A 15,127-nucleotide genomic window follows, 5' to 3' on the forward strand; every position below is an offset into this window, starting at 1 on the left:
GAGTGCCGCCTTCATTTACAGGACACATTTTTCAGGACATTAGTTTGTGCAAAATAATTGTGCAAAAAAATCCGGAAATAATCTCCCGGGAAAAATGGCAAATCCCCCGATCTCACCATGATGCATTTATGATACCCTAGGACAAACATATCAGGAGTCAGTATTATTTTTCAATAAGAAGCTATTACGAGGTGGCAGATTTTGGCAACACATACGCAACAGGCAGACCAGCGCGAACTGATGATGCTCCAGCAGTACCTCAAGGACTACGGACAGCAGGCCGAGATCTTTGTCGAGCAGTTGAATCTTTTAGAGAATGGCAGGATGGAGGCGATCGCCGCCATTGAGGCGCTCGAAGCAATGGTTGCAGCGGAAGACAATATCGTTCTTCTCCAGATCGGTGGCGGGGCAAGCGTGCGGGCAAAGGTGCTCGAACCCGAGAAGATCCTTGTCGCCATCGGTGCAGAAGTCGTAGTCGAACGCTCCAACAAAGAAGCCGTGGATTTCTTAAAAGAGCGGATCATGGAGATGGAAGCCTCGCAAAAAAGGGTATCTGAAACGCTTGACAAGCTTCGTGCCCAGATGAACGAGATCACAAAACGGCTTGAGTACGGGTACCAGCAGTCCATGGATGTACCGCAGGAAGAGGAATAACGGGGTCTTTTCTCATGTTCGGGGGGCTCAAAGAGCGGCTTCAGGCTGCGAGAAACCGGTTAAGCAGCAGCATAGGGGCTGTTGTTGCACCTCCTGCTGCTGAGCCGGTCATTGCCCCTCCAGCTCCCGCAGCCGGTGCCGTGGAACCTGCGCAATCCGCAGCCCCATCCTTTGTTGAGAAAGTCAAGGTCCTTGTCCTTGAACGGGAACTGATCGTATCCGACAAGAATATCGCAGACGCTCTTTCTGAACTGGAAATGACACTGCTTGAAAGCGATGTGGCACTGCCCGTGACGGATGCAATCATTGTCATTGTCCGGAAAAACCTTGTCGGGAAACACCGGAAGATTGGCGAATCGGTTGATGCGATGGTTGTCAGTGCCTTAAAAACGGCACTGCTCGATGTACTGGGCAAAGGTTTCGATCTCAAAGAATACATTGCCACCCACCCCCGCCCGGTCAAGATCCTGTTTACCGGAGTGAACGGCACGGGCAAGACCACGAGCGTGGCAAAGATCGGCTCGTATCTCCACAAGCAGGGTTTTTCTGTCGTGATCGGGGCCGGGGACACCTACCGGGCAGGCGCAATCGAACAGATTGCTGTCCATGCCGAGCGGATAGGAATCAAGGTCATCCAGCACAAGGAGGGAGCGGATCCGTCTGCCGTCCTCTTTGACACCGTGCAGTACGCCATCTCGCATAAAATTGATGTGGTGCTTGCCGATACTGCCGGACGGTTCCATACCAAGTCAAACCTGATGAACCAGCTCGACAAGATCAAACGGGTGATGAAACCCGATCTCGTGGTGTATGTCGATGAGGCAGTGGCTGGCAACGATGCGGTGATACGGGCAGCCGAATTTGACCGGACGATCGGTGCCGATGCGATTGTGCTTACCAAGGCCGATATGGACTCGAAAGGAGGGGCGGCGATCTCGATCGCCCATACCATTGGAAAACCGCTCATGTTCCTCGGGGTTGGCCAGTCATATGACGATATCATCCCGTTCGATCCTGCGGGTATGGTCAGTGAACTCCTGGATGGTGCCTGATGCTCGACAATCTCTCCTCCTCGTTAAAAGACGCGTTAAAGAAACTTGCCGGAAAGACAGTCGTTGACCGTGCCGCGGTCGATGAGCTGGTAAAAGATCTCCAGCGGGCGCTCATCTCTGCGGATGTGAATGTGAAGCTCGTCATGGAGCTGAGCAAGTCAATCCGCTCCCGCTCTCTCGATGAACAGCTGCCCAAGGGTACCAATGTCCGCGAGCATGTCCTTCGCATCGTGTACCAGGAACTCGTCCGGCTCGTCTGGGCCTCCACCGAAGTTAAACTCGAACCCCAGACCATCCTTATGGCAGGCCTGCAGGGCAGCGGTAAGACCACCACGACAGCAAAACTTGCCCGCTATTTCCAGAAAAAGGGCATGAAAGTCGCGGTGATCTGTGCCGATACCTTCCGGCCGGGTGCCTATGACCAGCTCAATACGCTCTGTACCAAGATCCATGTCCCCTGCTTTGGCAACCCGGCGGAGAAGGATGCCATCAAGATCACCCGCGAGGGATTGGTGGCACTCAAAGATCACGAGCTGATCATTGTCGATACCCAGGGCCGGCATGCGCTTGAAGCCGACCTGATCCAGGAGATCATCGATCTCAATATCCTCACGAAAGCCACGCACCGCTGGCTCGTCATCGATGCAGCACTCGGCCAGCAGGCAAGCGAGCAGGCAAAGAGGTTCCACGAAGCGATCGGGATTGATGGCGTCATCATCACCAAGATGGACGGTACCGCAAAAGGTGGTGGCGCGATGTCGGCGGTTGCCGAGACCAAGAGCGGGATTGCGTTCATCGGCGCCGGTGAGACAATCGAGGATCTCGAGCGGTTTGATGCTGACGGGTTCATCTCCCGGCTGCTCGGCATGGGTGACTTAAAGGCACTCTATGAGAAGGCCACCGAGGCGATGAACGCGGATGACATGGATGTCAACGCGCTGATGAAGGGCAAGTTCACCCTCCGCGACATGTACAAGCAGCTCGAAGCGCTCAACAAGATGGGGCCGTTAAAACAGATCATGGGTATGCTCCCGCTCGGCAACATGGAACTGCCCGAAGGAGTGTATGATGTGACAAGCACCAAGATGCTCCGCTACCGGATCATCATGGACTCGATGACCCCCAATGAACTCGATGATCCCACGCTCATCAACAGCTCCCGCATGTCGCGGATCGCCCACGGGTCCGGAGGGACTCCCGATGAAGTCCGTGAACTGCTCAAGTACTTCAAGACCATGCAGCGGACCTTAAAAGGGCTCCGTGGTGCCGGGAGCGGTGGGAAGTTCAATATGCAGCGCCTGATGAAACGTTTCTCCGGCCAGCAGTGAGATACGGTATGACGGTGTTTGCGATTGTCGGGCATATTGCCCGGACTGACGGGGGGTATTCATTGAATGACCTGCCGGGCAGCGGGGGCCGGATGGATGTGCTCTGCCGGTGTGTGAATGCATCGTTCTTCCTCTCGCATGATCTCCGCAGGGACGTGGAATGTTACCTCGTACTCTGCGGTGCACCGGCCGGACCCAAGACGGTGAAGTTCTCCGGTGAAACGATACGCTCGCTCTCCCCGGATGAGCGGAGTGCCGGAGCATTGATAAAAAAGGCGCTGGATACTGTCTGTGGAAATGAGTTCCGCGAAGCGGCGGATGGTATACAGGTGCGCAAGGGCGGTCTCGACCGGCTCATGACCGGGCATACGTTTGCCGTGCTGGATGAGCACGGTGCGGATATCCGGAAGGCAGACATCCTGCCTGATGCGTTCCTGCTATCAGATCACCTGAACTTCACAGAAGCCGAAGAACAACTGGTAAAAGACTGCCCGCGGTATTCCGTGGGGCCGAACTGCCTGCATGCCGATCACACGATAACGGTGCTGCAGAACGAACTGGACAGGAGAAAGAGCCAATGGACGTAAACGAACAGGTGGATAAGATCCTGGAATATGGCGACTGCTGCGATCACTGCCTCGGGCGGTTCTTTGGCAAACGCTCGCACGGGCTGAGCAATGATGAACGTGGAAGGGGCCTGAGGATCGCAAAAGCGATCGTTGCAAACGTGCCCTATAAAAAATTCAGCGCAACCTGCTGGGTCTGCGGGAATTTCTTTGACGAGGTCCCGCTCTGGGCGGATCGCGTTATTGCAGCGGTTACCGGCCTGGAATACGATAATTTCCTGATCGGTTGCCGCGTCCCCCCGCTGATTGCCGAGAACGAGGAGATGGTCTGGAGCGACCTGTCGCTGTCAGAGCCCGAACCGTTCAAGTCGGAAGTGAACCGTGAAGTCGGAAAGGCAGTCTCTGCCCGCACGGGCAAAGTCGTGGACTTCAAGAATCCCCAGATCGTGGTCATTCTCGATCCTTCCACCGGGAATACGGAAGTGCTGGTCAACTCGGTCTTCTTCTACGGCCGGTACCAGAAGTTCGAGCGGGGCATTCCGCAGACCCACTGGGACTGCCGGGAGTGCCGGGGCAGGGGGTGCGAGAAGTGCAATTTCACCGGTGCCCAGTATCTCGATTCCGTGGAGGAACTGATCGGCAGGCCGGTTATCGAGGCATTTGATGCGACCAATGCCGTGCTTCACGGGGCCGGGAGGGAGGATATCGACGCCCGGATGGTGGGCACCGGTCGCCCGTTTATCCTTGAAGTGGTTGAGCCGAAACGGCGCACCCTGGATCTCAGGGAACTCGAAGCGGAGATCAACCGGACGGCGGGCGGGCGGGTTTCTGTAGAACTGAAGCGCTGGACAGACCGGGCTGAGGTGGAAACCCTTAAATCAAACAAAGCGCATAAAAAATACAGGATCCTGGTCGAGGTTGACGGCGCATTATCTGCGGATGAGTTCGCAAATGCTGTAAAAACCTTGCAGGGCGTCACAATACAACAGCGCACGCCCGAAAGGGTCGCTCACCGGAGAGCAGACAAGATCCGGGAGCGAAAAGTCCTCGCTATCGAGCATGCAGGGGAACAGGACGGCAAATTTGTTGTCGAAGTCCTGGGCGAAGCCGGCCTCTACATCAAAGAGCTCGTGAGCGGGGACGGAGGCAGAACCCGTCCGAGTCTTGCCGAGATCCTGAACAAAACGGCCCGCGTTACCAGCCTCGACGTAACACAGGTAGAAGGAATGAAGGAGGGAGATTAAAAATGGCACATCACAATGGTCCACGAAAGAAGACACGGTATAAGTTCAAGAAAGATCTAAGAAAGCGCGGCCTGCCGCCGGTAACCTCCGTCATCCAGCATTTCGAGATTGGTGACAGGGTACACGTAGTCGTTGAGCCGAGCATCCAGAAGGGTATGCCCCACCGCAGGTTCCACGGGAAGACCGGAACCGTTATCGGCCAGCGTGGCCGTGCATGGATGCTCACTATCCGTGATGGTGACGCCGACAAGACCGTCATCTCCAGACCACAACATCTAAAAGCACAAAAGTAAACTCACTGTCTAGGTGATTGGCATGAAAGTTAAGGGTATAATTAGCGAAGAGAAGGTTACGCTCCCCGAGATGCGCGGAGTCCTTTTAGCGGTGGAATCCGAACGGATTGCCGCCGAGAAGGAGATGTCGTATGAGTTCCGGCGCTGCATTGAACATGCTAATCAGCTGACAAAGACTACGCCGGAAAAGGCCAAAGCCCTCGTAGCCGACCTCCTTAAACTGGAAAAGATGAAACCGGACATTGCGTACCGTATCGCCAATATCATGCCAAAGACCCGTGATGAAGTCAGGGCGATATACGCAAAGGAGCGGTTCACGCTTTCTCCTGAAGAAGTCGATACTATCATTGAACTGGTGATGACACACTTCTGAGGTGTGATTGAGATGAAGGCGGAGAAAAAAGAGGTCAACGCGATCGTACTGGATGTGCTCATGAAGGGCCATGCTGAAGACCCCCGCCCACAGTTCAAGCGGGAGCCTATCGTGCAGGCAATGGGTGTTGAGCAGTTCAAACTTCTCGAACTTGTACCTAAGCCATCGGCTCTCATCCAGCTCCATGACCGTGTCTATATCGGCGATGCCGAGCGGGACAGGATTGAGCGGGTGAAGCGCCGGATCGGGTATGAAGAACTTACCCCTACTGCACGAGGCGAACTTCCGTTTATTATTGCAGAAGTGATTAAGGAGCGGGAAGCGGATTTTGTCGCTTTCTTTAATAAGGCGATCTCGATTACGCCCCGGCTTCATATGCTGCACCTCCTCCCGGGCATAGGGAAGAAACTGATGTGGGAGATTTTAGAAGAGCGCAACAAGAAACCGTTTGCAAGTCTGGCAGACATATCGGCTCGTATCAAATCGATCCCCCACCCCGAGAAGATGATCCAGGCACGGATTATCGAAGAGCTCGAGGTCAAGGAAACCAAATACCACGTCTTTACCACCCGATGAAAGCCTATCACGACCAGCACTTCCTCATAGATCCCAATGCAGTCAGGCGGATAGCTGACCTTGAGGATGTTAAGGGCAAACGCGTTCTCGAAATCGGCCCGGGCAACGGGGCACTCACCCGTGCCCTGCTGGATCGTGGTGCGATTGTGCACGCAATTGAGCTTGACGGGATGCTCTGCGAGCAACTCGCTGACAGTTTTTTTGATGAAATTGAGAGTGGTCAGCTTACCGTTCAGCATGGCGATGCCACCCGGTGCGAACTCCCGTCGTTTGAAATGTCTGTTTCCAACCTGCCCTATTCGGTCAGCTCCAAGATCACGTTCCGCCTGCTCGAGCGCGGGTTCCGGGTCGCGGTGCTGATGTACCAGAGTGAATTTGCGGACCGGATGGTTGCCCCGGCAGGCTCCAAGGAGTGCGGCAGACTGTCGATCATGGTCCAGACATACGCTGCAGTACAGCGGTGTTTTGAACTTCCCCCGCAGTGCTTCTCTCCCCGCCCGCAGGTGCATTCCACCGTCGTGAAGATCTTCCCCCGCGATCCGATCTTCTTTATTGAAGACAAGAAACGCTATGCAGATGTTGTCCGGGGGCTCTTCTCGCACCGGCGAAAGACGGTCCGTAACTGTCTCAAAGGATCCGCCGGGATGCTCGATCCTGCATGGGTGCAACGGGCGATTGCTGCTTTGCCCGATGAGATTCTCCAGAGCCGCCCTGAGGCGCTGTACCTAGAGGATTTTGCTACAATCAGCAACATCGCGTGATTGGCGATGCGACTTTTCTGGTAATGATTCTGACTCTTTGTTGTTAATTCTGAATTTCTTAATGTTCTCGATTTTTTGCCTGTTTTTATTCAGTTTTCTCAAATCCGCTGATTCAAAGATGGGGGCTGATGCCCCCATACCCCCTTTGCGATAGCTCCGCCGCCCCCGACGGGGCGCCCCCGCGGCGGTTCAGTCGGTTAATTTGGAAAAATTCGTTTTCCATTTGTTCTCTTACAGCTCCCATGGCACTAACCTCCCTGCCCAGCGAGGCCCCGCCGAGGCGGCCGAGCGACCCCCGAAGGGGGTGGGATGCATCACAAATACTGAATGCTATCCAGACTCCCACAAAATTAGAATTCATCAAAAATAATTGTAACGCAGGATTATTCCGTAATCGTTATCCTATCGGGAATACCAGCGTGATCTGAAATGAAGTGGAAAGGCTGGGATAAAATTTCTCTTGAAATACCTGATCCAACCTCGCTGGAAGGAATCCGTACCGTTGGAGCGATCGCTCCGGTTATCATATCAGCCAGCCGATCGACTGATATTCCCGCATTCTATGGCGACTGGTTCATGGAACGGCTCAGGGCAGGGTACGTGAAATGGAAGAGCCCGTTCGGGGGGGGCCCGGTTTTTGTGTCATTTGCAAAGACCCGCATCTTTGTTTTCTGGTCGAAGAACCCGGCGCCCTTTTTCCAGCACCTTGATACCCTGGACCGCATGGGATACCGGTATTACTTCCTCTTCACCCTGAACAAGTATGACGATGAAGGGCTCGAACCGAATGTGCCTGCCGTTGACACTCGTATCGACACGTTCATCCGCTTATCCCGTCGCATAGGCAAAGGGAGGGTAGTCTGGCGGTTTGATCCGCTTATCCTTTCCGACAGGATCACCGTTGCCGATCTGCTGGAGAAAGTCCGGTATATCGGCGATCGGATTGCCCCGTTCACGGAACGGCTGGTCTTCAGTTTCGTGGAGATTGAAAAATATATCAAAGTGAAGAGGAACTTAAAAGCCGGTGATTGTACCGGGGTCCGGGAATTTACCGACGAGGAAGTGACAGAATTTTGCACCGGTCTGACTCTTCTCAACAACAAATGGGGGATTTCTCTCAGTGCCTGTGCCGAGCGGAGGGATCTGTCAGGCTATGGCATTGGCAGGGGACAGTGCATCAGTTACGATTTGATGACAACAGAATTTGGGGATGATGATGCACTGATGGATTTTCTTCATCCTCCCGGGCAGATCATCCTTACCGGCTCCGGCACCCCCCCGGATCTGTCACGCCGTCTTAAAGACCCGGGACAGCGGAATACCTGCCGGTGTATCGTGTCAAAAGATATCGGGCAGTATTCCACCTGCATGCATCTCTGTGCTTATTGTTATGCAAATTCATCATCTGCCCAAGTGCACCGGAATTATGAACGATACTGCGGGGAGCGGGATCGCGGGATCTACCGTGATTCCATAACGGAGTAGTGCTCCGGCGCGTTTAAGAAAACTCCCGCATGATCTTGATTGCGCAGAACTCGCCGCACATCGTGCATTCTGCATCACCGTCAGACAGCGCCCGGGCCCTCTCGGGATCCATAGAACAGCGGATCTGGCCTTCGCGGTCGAGCGCTACTCTCAGCTGGGCAATCTTTGTGTCCTCTGCCTCCCTGCCATATTTCACGGTGTCCCCGATATGCGCAGCAATCCTGAACGCAATCAGTCCCTCTTTTACCGCTGCCGGGCTGGGTAGCCCGAGATGCTCGGCAGGGGTGATGTAACAGAGGTAGTCTGCACCGGCAGCACTCGCGATACTGGCCCCGGCAGCTCCTGCAATGTGATCGTAGCCGACTGCAACATCGGTGGGCAGCGGACCGGCGACAAAGAGCGGGTATGCGGACTGTTTCTTGTAATATTTCACCATCGGTGCGATACGATCGCTCCGGATATGGCCCCCGGCCCCTTCGATAATCACCTGAACACCCGCTGCACGGGCCCGGTCTGCAAGCCGGACATTCTGTTGTATCTCGGCAAGCTGCATGCGATCCCGGCGATCATGGATGCACCCGCTCCGGGCGGTATTGCCCAGCGAGAGTACGATATCACGCTTCCGGCAGAGGGAGAGGATCTCATCGAAATGCTCGATGAACGGGTTTTCGCACTGGTTCATGAGCATGAACGCACTGGTGACGGAGCCGCCTTTCGAGACCATGCCAAGGAGCCGTTTTTTCCTGCGGAGTTCGCCGAGCATCTCCCGGCTGACCCCATGGATGACTACCGAGCTGATGCCCTGTCCAACCTGCATCCTGAACGTGTCCATGATGTCGTCTGCGGTCATCTGCTTGAAACCGTTCTCTACCACAGCCTGGTAAACGGGGACGGTGGTGATGGGAAGTGTTGTATGAGAAAAGATCTCTTTTCGTATGGCATTGATATCCCCGCCCATGGACAGGTCGCTTATGGTATCAGCGCCGAATTTCTCCGCAATGGTGGCTTTTTGGATCTCGTCATCCAGACAAACCTTGGTAGATGATGTACCGAGATTGACATTGACTTTGGTTGACAGGCCTTTTCCTATGCCGGTATACCGCTTACCGCGTTGCATGATCACCGCACTCCCTGCCGCTATTCCTTCACGGAGTGCTTCAGGTACTATGCCTTCGTTCCGGGCGACTTCCCGCATCTGCGGCGTGATCGTTCCTTTACGTGCCTGTTCTGCCTGTGTGCGCATGGTTCTTTTCGTGTGCTGACGACTCCCTACAAATATGGGTTTTTTCAGGATAAAATTCATGACCTTTTCTTTTTAAACTGCCGGCGGGTTTATGCAATAATTGTGACGGGTTCAGGGATCTTATATGATTAAAGGCAGAGCACATACCATAGTAAGAGTATTATCCCATGCCCCATGATCTGTCGCAGGTATACCAGCCCGAAGCCGATACGTATCTCCTGCTCGAAGCTGCCAGAAAAGAGGTTAAAGCGGGCGATCGTGTGCTGGAAATCGGGACCGGTTCCGGGCTCATCTCCTGCGAGCTTGCGAAGGTTGCTGATGTCGTGGCAACAGACATCAACCCCCATGCAGCACTGTGTGCACGCGGTTCCGGGATAGATGTCGTGCAAAGCGATCTCTTTGCCGGTATCCGGGGCGCATTCGATCTCATCCTTTTCAACCCGCCCTATCTTCCTACTCAACCGGAAGAGCGGATCGATGACTGGCTGGAGTATGCACTGGATGGCGGCAAAACCGGGCGGGCAGTGATTGAGCGGTTTGCTGACGGCGTAGGACGGATGCTTGCGCCGGGCGGGAGGATCCTGCTGTTGATCTCATCGCTCACGGGGCTTGCAGAAGTCCAGGACCTTTTTTCCCGGCTGGGATTCACATCCGAGTTGGTGATGAATCAGAAGATTGAGGATGAGAATCTGTATGTGCTGAAGATCGTGCGGAAGTAACCACTCACACGATCAGTCTTCTCCTCATCAGGTTAATCGCCACAACACAGAAAATCGCCGTCGCCGCCATGATCCACGCGAGATGCAGCAGGATCGTCAACGAAAACGCAGGGAGCGTGAACATCCGCATGATAGCAACGAGGTGGGTGAGTGGCAGGATAGCCAGTGCAATGTACTGTAAGGTTACCGGGAGCAGGGTAAGCGGGAAAAATGTCCCGGAGAAGAGTGCCATCGGCGTGATGAACAGGAACGAGGGATAGTTCAGCGTATCGATGCCGGGGGTAATCGCGGTAAAACACATCGCAATACCGGCAAACATCAGTCCCCCCAGGAGCGCGAGCGGGACTGCAAGCAATGCTGCGGGAAGGGAGATTACACCGAAAGCAGCGAGCACCGGGAGCATGATGATCACGTAGATCACGCTCCGCGTGGCTCCCCAGAGAAGCTCGCCGGCAATTACGTCCTCGATCGAGAGCGGCGTTGCGATCATCGCATCAAAGCTCTTCTGGTAATACATGCGCACATACGAGCCATAGGTGCATTCAAAGAATGCGGAGTTCATGACGGCGATGGCGAGGATGGCAGGGGCGATGAAGTTTACATACGGGATGCCATCGATCTCTTTGACGTAGGAACCGATACCCATGCCGATGGCAAACAGGTAGAGGAGTGCCTCGACAAGCGGCGGGAAAAAGTTTACGTGCCAGGTCCTGACAAAGACCACGAGGTTCCGGTGCCAGACCTTCCACGCACGCCGTGAAACCCCGGGCAGTGAAAAAAGGTGTCGCATGTTTTAGTCCCTGAGGGTTCTCCCTGTCAGTTTCAGGAATACGTCTTCAAGCGTTGCCAGTCGCGTGAGCATCTTCTTTGGCTGGCAGGAGTCGAGCAGGATCTTTGCGATCTCCCGGGACGAGGACGTCGCAATCTGCACGGTATCACCGGTCACTTCATGCGGGATGTTGTGTGCGGCAAGGCAAAAAAGTACTTCTTCACTCTTCTCCACTTCTACGATCTCCTCCCCGACATACTGCTTGACAAGGTCTGCCGGCGCTCCTGTAACAAGAATTTTTCCCTTGTCCATGATCACGAGCCGGTTGCAGAGCCGTGCGGCCTCGTCAAGATAGTGCGTGGTGAGCACAATCGTATTCCCCTGCGCCTGAAGGGTTTTGAGTTTCTCCCAGATCAGGTGCCGGGCCTGCGGGTCGAGACCGATGGTCGGTTCATCGAGGATGAGCAGATCGGGGTTATTGACCAGCGCCCGGGCGAGTATCAGCCTCCGTTTCATCCCCCCTGAGAGTTTTTCTACCTCCACATTGCGTTTCTCCTGCAACTGGACAAACTCAAGCAGTTCATCCGATCTCTTCTGTGCAGAATTGTGAGGAATGTTGAAGTAGCCGGAGTAAGTAAAAAGGTTCCCGAAGCAGGTAAAGTCCGGGTCAAGATTTGTCTCCTGCGGGACCACCCCGAGGCGTTGTTTGATCTCTGCCGGTTGTGTGTCCGGGTCCCTGCCAAAGACCGAAAGCAGACCGGATGTCCGGGGTGAGACACAGGCGATCATCTTCATGGTCGTGGTCTTGCCGGCTCCGTTGGGGCCTAAGAACCCGAAGACCTCGCCTTTTTTTACGGAAAATGAGATGCCATCGACCGCGACAAGACTGCCAAAGTTTTTCCTGAGGTCCTGTGCCTCAATGATTCCGGTCAATGGACTGCTCCTGTAAACCAGTGATTTGTGCGGGAGTGATATATACCCTCATACTATCGTGGGGGTATTGGAAGTTCAGGAATCTGGTGGGAAAAAAGGTATATTCAGGGTTCAGGTTTCACCAGTACCACACCGGCGATCAGCACAGCAAGGAGTGCAACGGTAGCAAACATCTGCATTGCATCGGCAGTCGGGACATTAAAGAGCAGGATATGCCGTACCTGACCTGTGATCCCGGCAATGAGTACACCTTTTTGTTGATCTTTACATTACCCGACTGCCGGCGCTTACATTGTTGGGTGATCCGCTTTTCTAAGATACTGTGAATGGTGGGGTTGTTGATTATTTTCCGGTGAGTTTCCGGATAGCCACGATGGCTGAATTACGGACCTCAGAAAAGGGATCGTCAAGCAGTGGAGTGAGCGGCTGGATTGCCCTTGGATCGCCCAGTTTTCCGAGAACTGTCGCTGCACCGATTCGGACCGTCATATCCTTGTCCTTCAGGCAGCCGATCAGCGGACTGACAGCAGCCCGGTTTCGGATCCTTCCCAGTGCCGCAATTGCTGCGCAGCGGATGCCTGGTTCAGCGTCGTCCAGGGCGGTTATCAGGGCAGGGATGGCTTCGGAATCACCCAACCGGCCAAGAGCCTGCACAATCTCGGAGCGAACGCCCGGGTGCGGGTCGGGAAAAGCAGCGGCGAGCGGTCCGATTGCAGACGGATTGCCGGATTTTCCCAGTTCTGCTGCTGCATCCTTGCGTTTTTTTACCGTTGAAGCATGGAGACCGGCAGCGAGTAGGGGAATTTCTGTCATAAATGTGTATTTCCGGTTAATGCTCGCATTCGTAGCCGGACTCGTACGCAGAGATGACTTTCTGTGCGATGTCTTCAGATAACCGGTCATGGACAAGGTGCACAAACGCCTCGACATCTTCAACAGGAAGGCACCCCATGCTCTCCTCTCCCTTCTGGATCATATCGGTAAGGTACGTCAGTTCCTCATCGGTCAACCGGGTTATCCGCCGGGTAAAATCATTGCTGTCCTCGGCAAAGTGATTGGAGACCGGAGGCAGTATCGAATGGAACTGGTGCCCCGATCCTGAGCAGGTGAGTTCACCGCATTCCGGTGCAAGTTTTTTCAAGATTTCAATATCCTTTTCTGAAAGTTCCCGTGGCATGGTTTCTGTATTCCTGTTCAATCATTTCTTTGGCTTTGGAATAAACGTACGGGAAGGGCACCGTTCGCTGTCACGATCCGGTGTGGTTTCACCATTAATCCGGCAGATCCCCCTTTCCTTTGTGACCGGTGAATAACTGGCACAGTCCTCACATACCGTCATATACTATCCGTTCGTTGTCTGACGTACATTATCTTTGTGACGGCAATGATACGTGATAAAAAAGAAGAAAAAGATTAGAAATATTTGCCCAGCCAGTTTTTTATTCCCGCAATAATTCCACCGGAGCTGCCCGAGCCGGATGATTTCTTTGCCGGGCGGGGTTGCATGGTTGCGGGACGGGATATTGTACGCCGGGGTGCCGGGGCTTCCCGTTCAGGGATATCCCTTAAGGCACCCTGCGGTGCTTCGCCATCCGATTCGAAACCCCATGCAAACCCGATCTTATATGCCCTTTCATTCTGGCGGATCCAGTTCGCTGCGTTCATATAGCCCCGGTCTTCGGCTTTCTTAATCGTATCCTGGTGATCCTGGGTGAAATGGATCTCACGCTGAAGGGCGACTAACTCCTCATAGACCTTTCCGGGGACTTTGATCTTCTCCCTGCTCATAACTCCTCATATAGGGATATGCTGGGAAACGATATTTAATGTTTCCTCATAAAAACGCTGAAAATACGGGACAATTGGTATCCGGAAGGTAAGAATCGATTAAATTGAGAATCACAGAAGATTGATACGTCTGCTGGACAATTGAACATTACAGGTTGGTGTTAAACATGGTCAAAGTGATCTATGAAGGCGATGATTTTAAACGAATGCTGAGAACGGATTTGCAGAAACTTGAGCGTCTGGTCGAAGACAAAAAGTTCGGCATCTTTGAAGTGGACTACAAGGGTGCAAAGATCAAGGTGGAAATTAAAAAGAAGGGAAATGACATTATTGTAAAACGTTCGCGGGCGATGTGATCTCTTTTCTAAGAACCTAACCAGATCACTCCTCTTTACCTGGATATTTGTATCTGCGTGATAAAAACCGGATGGATATAGTAAAAAAACCGCTCTGCTAAAATCCTCTTTTTCCCATTGTTTGCCTGTTATCAGCGGCTGATATGAGGATGACCCCCTCTCTCCCCCTGAGGGGGAGGCAGCCCAAGGGGAGTATCCCCTTGACCCCCTTGTTAAAAAAATCTGATCAACCTTCTGCGGGTTATCGCAATTTTGGGGGATGCCCGAGCGGTGGGGGCGAAAGCACGATGTGCTGTAGCCCCCGAGAGCGACTCCTTCTTTCCCTCCAGGATTTCAACAGAACCGAAAAAGCCAAAGGGATCCGGTAATCGCAAACATACCTGCTGTTATAAAAAAAATGGCCGGGCCATTTTCAAAGTAAAAAAAAAGATTATATCTCTTTCTTATAATCAGAGTGCACTTTTGGCATTTTCATCTTGCGGGATTTCTGGATCTTTTTTATTGTTTCTTCCCGGGTCAGGGTGACTTTTTCTTCTGCCGATAACCCGCTTCCTGATTCGCGCTCACCGGTTTTTTCTGCCAGGAAATTACGATAATCTTCAGCGGAAATGCCGATCTTTTTCAGCTCAGATCCGGTAAAAAAACCCTGCATGTATTTTGCATGGTGTTCCGGGCATACGGGAAGTATGCTTTCACCTTCTGCTGTCTTTCCCTTCACCGGTAAAAGGGTACCGGTAACTTTCTCCGGCTGCCGGCAGATGCAGCAGCGGTAGTGGTGCCCGCGCCTGATTGCGTCAAATTCTGCGCTGTCAGTCATATATGTTCTCTTTTAAATAACCCGAAGTTATCAGGATTTTTTTGAATCAGTCAAAATCGGATGCTGCTATGGGGATTCGAACCCCAGTCGCGAGCGTGAGAGGCTCGCATGATTGGCCGGACTACACTATAGCAGCGCAATTGCTCAATAACTTGGGCGATATTTTTACT

General features: G+C 53.4%; 20 protein-coding genes and 1 tRNA gene. 12 read left to right on the forward strand and 9 right to left on the reverse strand.

All coding sequences use genetic code 11. The features are described 5' to 3' along the window. The first annotated feature begins 201 nt into the window (after window positions 1-201). From pfdA to WC593_15545, 10 genes are all read left to right on the forward strand, one after another. Window positions 202-654, forward strand: coding sequence for a prefoldin subunit alpha (gene pfdA / locus WC593_15500; protein MFA4826554.1), 453 nt, complete (start codon window positions 202-204; stop codon window positions 652-654). 14 nt (window positions 655-668) lie between these two features. Continuing rightward, window positions 669-1,706 (forward strand): signal recognition particle-docking protein FtsY, encoded by a 1,038-nt coding sequence (gene ftsY, locus WC593_15505; GenBank protein ID MFA4826555.1) that lies wholly within the window; start codon window positions 669-671, stop codon window positions 1,704-1,706. Continuing rightward, the gene (locus WC593_15510; GenBank protein ID MFA4826556.1) at window positions 1,706-3,034 is read left to right on the forward strand and encodes a signal recognition particle protein Srp54; all 1,329 of its coding nucleotides are present in this window, start codon (window positions 1,706-1,708) and stop codon (window positions 3,032-3,034) included. The genes ftsY and WC593_15510 overlap by 1 nt, the downstream gene beginning before the upstream one ends. An 8-nt stretch (window positions 3,035-3,042) precedes the next feature. Beyond that, window positions 3,043-3,621, forward strand: coding sequence for a tRNA (pseudouridine(54)-N(1))-methyltransferase TrmY (trmY, locus tag WC593_15515; protein ID MFA4826557.1), 579 nt, complete (start codon window positions 3,043-3,045; stop codon window positions 3,619-3,621). Continuing rightward, a complete protein-coding gene (locus tag WC593_15520; GenBank protein MFA4826558.1) occupies window positions 3,612-4,844 on the forward strand; it encodes a tRNA pseudouridine(54/55) synthase Pus10 in 1,233 nt (410 codons plus the stop codon). Before trmY ends, WC593_15520 begins: the two co-directional genes overlap by 10 nt. A gap of 2 nt (window positions 4,845-4,846) precedes the next feature. Next, window positions 4,847-5,137 (forward strand): 50S ribosomal protein L21e, encoded by a 291-nt coding sequence (locus tag WC593_15525; protein MFA4826559.1) that lies wholly within the window; start codon window positions 4,847-4,849, stop codon window positions 5,135-5,137. Between the two features lie 22 nt (window positions 5,138-5,159). After that, window positions 5,160-5,510: an RNA polymerase Rpb4 family protein gene (locus WC593_15530; protein MFA4826560.1), complete on the forward strand. Its 351-nt coding sequence runs from the start codon at window positions 5,160-5,162 to the stop codon at window positions 5,508-5,510. A 12-nt stretch (window positions 5,511-5,522) separates the two neighbouring features. Next, window positions 5,523-6,086: a DUF655 domain-containing protein gene (locus WC593_15535; GenBank protein MFA4826561.1), complete on the forward strand. Its 564-nt coding sequence runs from the start codon at window positions 5,523-5,525 to the stop codon at window positions 6,084-6,086. Continuing rightward, entirely contained in the window at window positions 6,083-6,847 is a 765-nt protein-coding gene (gene rsmA / locus WC593_15540; protein ID MFA4826562.1) for a 16S rRNA (adenine(1518)-N(6)/adenine(1519)-N(6))-dimethyltransferase RsmA, read from the forward strand. Before WC593_15535 ends, rsmA begins: the two co-directional genes overlap by 4 nt. Before the next feature lie 429 nt (window positions 6,848-7,276). Next, window positions 7,277-8,332 carry a DUF1848 domain-containing protein gene (locus WC593_15545; GenBank protein MFA4826563.1) on the forward strand — a complete coding sequence of 352 codons (1,056 nt, stop codon included), beginning with the start codon at window positions 7,277-7,279 and terminating at the stop codon, window positions 8,330-8,332. 13 nt (window positions 8,333-8,345) lie between these two features. Here WC593_15545 and thiC read toward each other — a convergent pair whose 3' ends face one another. Next, on the reverse strand, window positions 8,346-9,575 hold the full coding sequence (thiC, locus tag WC593_15550) for a phosphomethylpyrimidine synthase ThiC (GenBank protein ID MFA4826564.1): 1,230 nt from the start codon (window positions 9,573-9,575) through the stop codon (window positions 8,346-8,348). Window positions 9,576-9,742: 167 nt separating this feature from the next. On the opposite strand from thiC, the gene WC593_15555 reads away from it, so the two are divergent. Beyond that, window positions 9,743-10,294: a HemK2/MTQ2 family protein methyltransferase gene (locus WC593_15555; protein MFA4826565.1), complete on the forward strand. Its 552-nt coding sequence runs from the start codon at window positions 9,743-9,745 to the stop codon at window positions 10,292-10,294. Between the two features lie 4 nt (window positions 10,295-10,298). Here the strand turns inward: WC593_15555 and WC593_15560 are convergent, their stop codons facing one another. The 6 genes from WC593_15560 to WC593_15585 all read right to left on the reverse strand — a co-directional run bounded on the left by WC593_15560 (window position 10,299) and on the right by WC593_15585 (window position 13,784). Continuing rightward, the gene (locus WC593_15560; protein MFA4826566.1) at window positions 10,299-11,084 is read right to left on the reverse strand and encodes an ABC transporter permease; all 786 of its coding nucleotides are present in this window, start codon (window positions 11,082-11,084) and stop codon (window positions 10,299-10,301) included. Between the two features lie 3 nt (window positions 11,085-11,087). Beyond that, a complete protein-coding gene (locus WC593_15565; GenBank protein ID MFA4826567.1) occupies window positions 11,088-11,996 on the reverse strand; it encodes an ABC transporter ATP-binding protein in 909 nt (302 codons plus the stop codon). Between the two features lie 342 nt (window positions 11,997-12,338). Further along, window positions 12,339-12,809, reverse strand: coding sequence for a HEAT repeat domain-containing protein (locus WC593_15570; protein ID MFA4826568.1), 471 nt, complete (start codon window positions 12,807-12,809; stop codon window positions 12,339-12,341). Window positions 12,810-12,825: 16 nt separating this feature from the next. After that, window positions 12,826-13,173 (reverse strand): hypothetical protein, encoded by a 348-nt coding sequence (locus WC593_15575; protein MFA4826569.1) that lies wholly within the window; start codon window positions 13,171-13,173, stop codon window positions 12,826-12,828. 21 nt (window positions 13,174-13,194) lie between these two features. Next, a complete protein-coding gene (locus WC593_15580; GenBank protein MFA4826570.1) occupies window positions 13,195-13,335 on the reverse strand; it encodes a hypothetical protein in 141 nt (46 codons plus the stop codon). Between the two features lie 74 nt (window positions 13,336-13,409). Beyond that, a complete protein-coding gene (locus tag WC593_15585) occupies window positions 13,410-13,784 on the reverse strand; it encodes a hypothetical protein (GenBank protein ID MFA4826571.1) in 375 nt (124 codons plus the stop codon). Between the two features lie 167 nt (window positions 13,785-13,951). Here WC593_15585 and WC593_15590 point away from each other — a divergent pair, with 167 nt between their 5' ends. Beyond that, complete coding sequence (locus WC593_15590; GenBank protein MFA4826572.1) at window positions 13,952-14,140, forward strand: hypothetical protein; 189 nt, start codon at window positions 13,952-13,954, stop codon at window positions 14,138-14,140. Between the two features lie 430 nt (window positions 14,141-14,570). Here WC593_15590 and WC593_15595 read toward each other — a convergent pair whose 3' ends face one another. Together WC593_15595 and WC593_15600 are read right to left on the reverse strand one after the other, a co-directional pair. Further along, window positions 14,571-14,957 (reverse strand): hypothetical protein, encoded by a 387-nt coding sequence (locus tag WC593_15595; GenBank protein MFA4826573.1) that lies wholly within the window; start codon window positions 14,955-14,957, stop codon window positions 14,571-14,573. Between the two features lie 61 nt (window positions 14,958-15,018). Then, a tRNA-Glu gene (locus WC593_15600) sits at window positions 15,019-15,093 on the reverse strand. Window positions 15,094-15,127: the final 34 nt, after the last annotated feature.

Source organism: Methanoregula sp. (genome assembly GCA_041645435.1).
Lineage (GTDB): Archaea > Halobacteriota > Methanomicrobia > Methanomicrobiales > Methanospirillaceae > Methanoregula.

Coding starts and splice junctions, on each gene's coding strand:
- WC593_15525 (MFA4826559.1), top strand. CDS start 4,847: ATGGCACATCACAATGGTCCACGAAAGAAGACACGGTATAAGTTCAAG.
- WC593_15590 (MFA4826572.1), top strand. CDS start 13,952: ATGGTCAAAGTGATCTATGAAGGCGATGATTTTAAACGAATGCTGAGA.
- WC593_15520 (MFA4826558.1), top strand. CDS start 3,612: ATGGACGTAAACGAACAGGTGGATAAGATCCTGGAATATGGCGACTGC.
- WC593_15545 (MFA4826563.1), top strand. CDS start 7,277: ATGAAGTGGAAAGGCTGGGATAAAATTTCTCTTGAAATACCTGATCCA.
- WC593_15530 (MFA4826560.1), top strand. CDS start 5,160: ATGAAAGTTAAGGGTATAATTAGCGAAGAGAAGGTTACGCTCCCCGAG.
- WC593_15570 (MFA4826568.1), bottom strand. CDS start 12,809: ATGACAGAAATTCCCCTACTCGCTGCCGGTCTCCATGCTTCAACGGTA.
- rsmA (MFA4826562.1), top strand. CDS start 6,083: ATGAAAGCCTATCACGACCAGCACTTCCTCATAGATCCCAATGCAGTC.
- WC593_15535 (MFA4826561.1), top strand. CDS start 5,523: ATGAAGGCGGAGAAAAAAGAGGTCAACGCGATCGTACTGGATGTGCTC.
- WC593_15555 (MFA4826565.1), top strand. CDS start 9,743: ATGCCCCATGATCTGTCGCAGGTATACCAGCCCGAAGCCGATACGTAT.
- WC593_15595 (MFA4826573.1), bottom strand. CDS start 14,957: ATGACTGACAGCGCAGAATTTGACGCAATCAGGCGCGGGCACCACTAC.
- WC593_15560 (MFA4826566.1), bottom strand. CDS start 11,084: ATGCGACACCTTTTTTCACTGCCCGGGGTTTCACGGCGTGCGTGGAAG.
- trmY (MFA4826557.1), top strand. CDS start 3,043: ATGACGGTGTTTGCGATTGTCGGGCATATTGCCCGGACTGACGGGGGG.
- WC593_15580 (MFA4826570.1), bottom strand. CDS start 13,335: ATGACGGTATGTGAGGACTGTGCCAGTTATTCACCGGTCACAAAGGAA.
- WC593_15575 (MFA4826569.1), bottom strand. CDS start 13,173: ATGCCACGGGAACTTTCAGAAAAGGATATTGAAATCTTGAAAAAACTT.
- WC593_15585 (MFA4826571.1), bottom strand. CDS start 13,784: ATGAGCAGGGAGAAGATCAAAGTCCCCGGAAAGGTCTATGAGGAGTTA.
- thiC (MFA4826564.1), bottom strand. CDS start 9,575: ATGCGCACACAGGCAGAACAGGCACGTAAAGGAACGATCACGCCGCAG.
- ftsY (MFA4826555.1), top strand. CDS start 669: ATGTTCGGGGGGCTCAAAGAGCGGCTTCAGGCTGCGAGAAACCGGTTA.
- WC593_15510 (MFA4826556.1), top strand. CDS start 1,706: ATGCTCGACAATCTCTCCTCCTCGTTAAAAGACGCGTTAAAGAAACTT.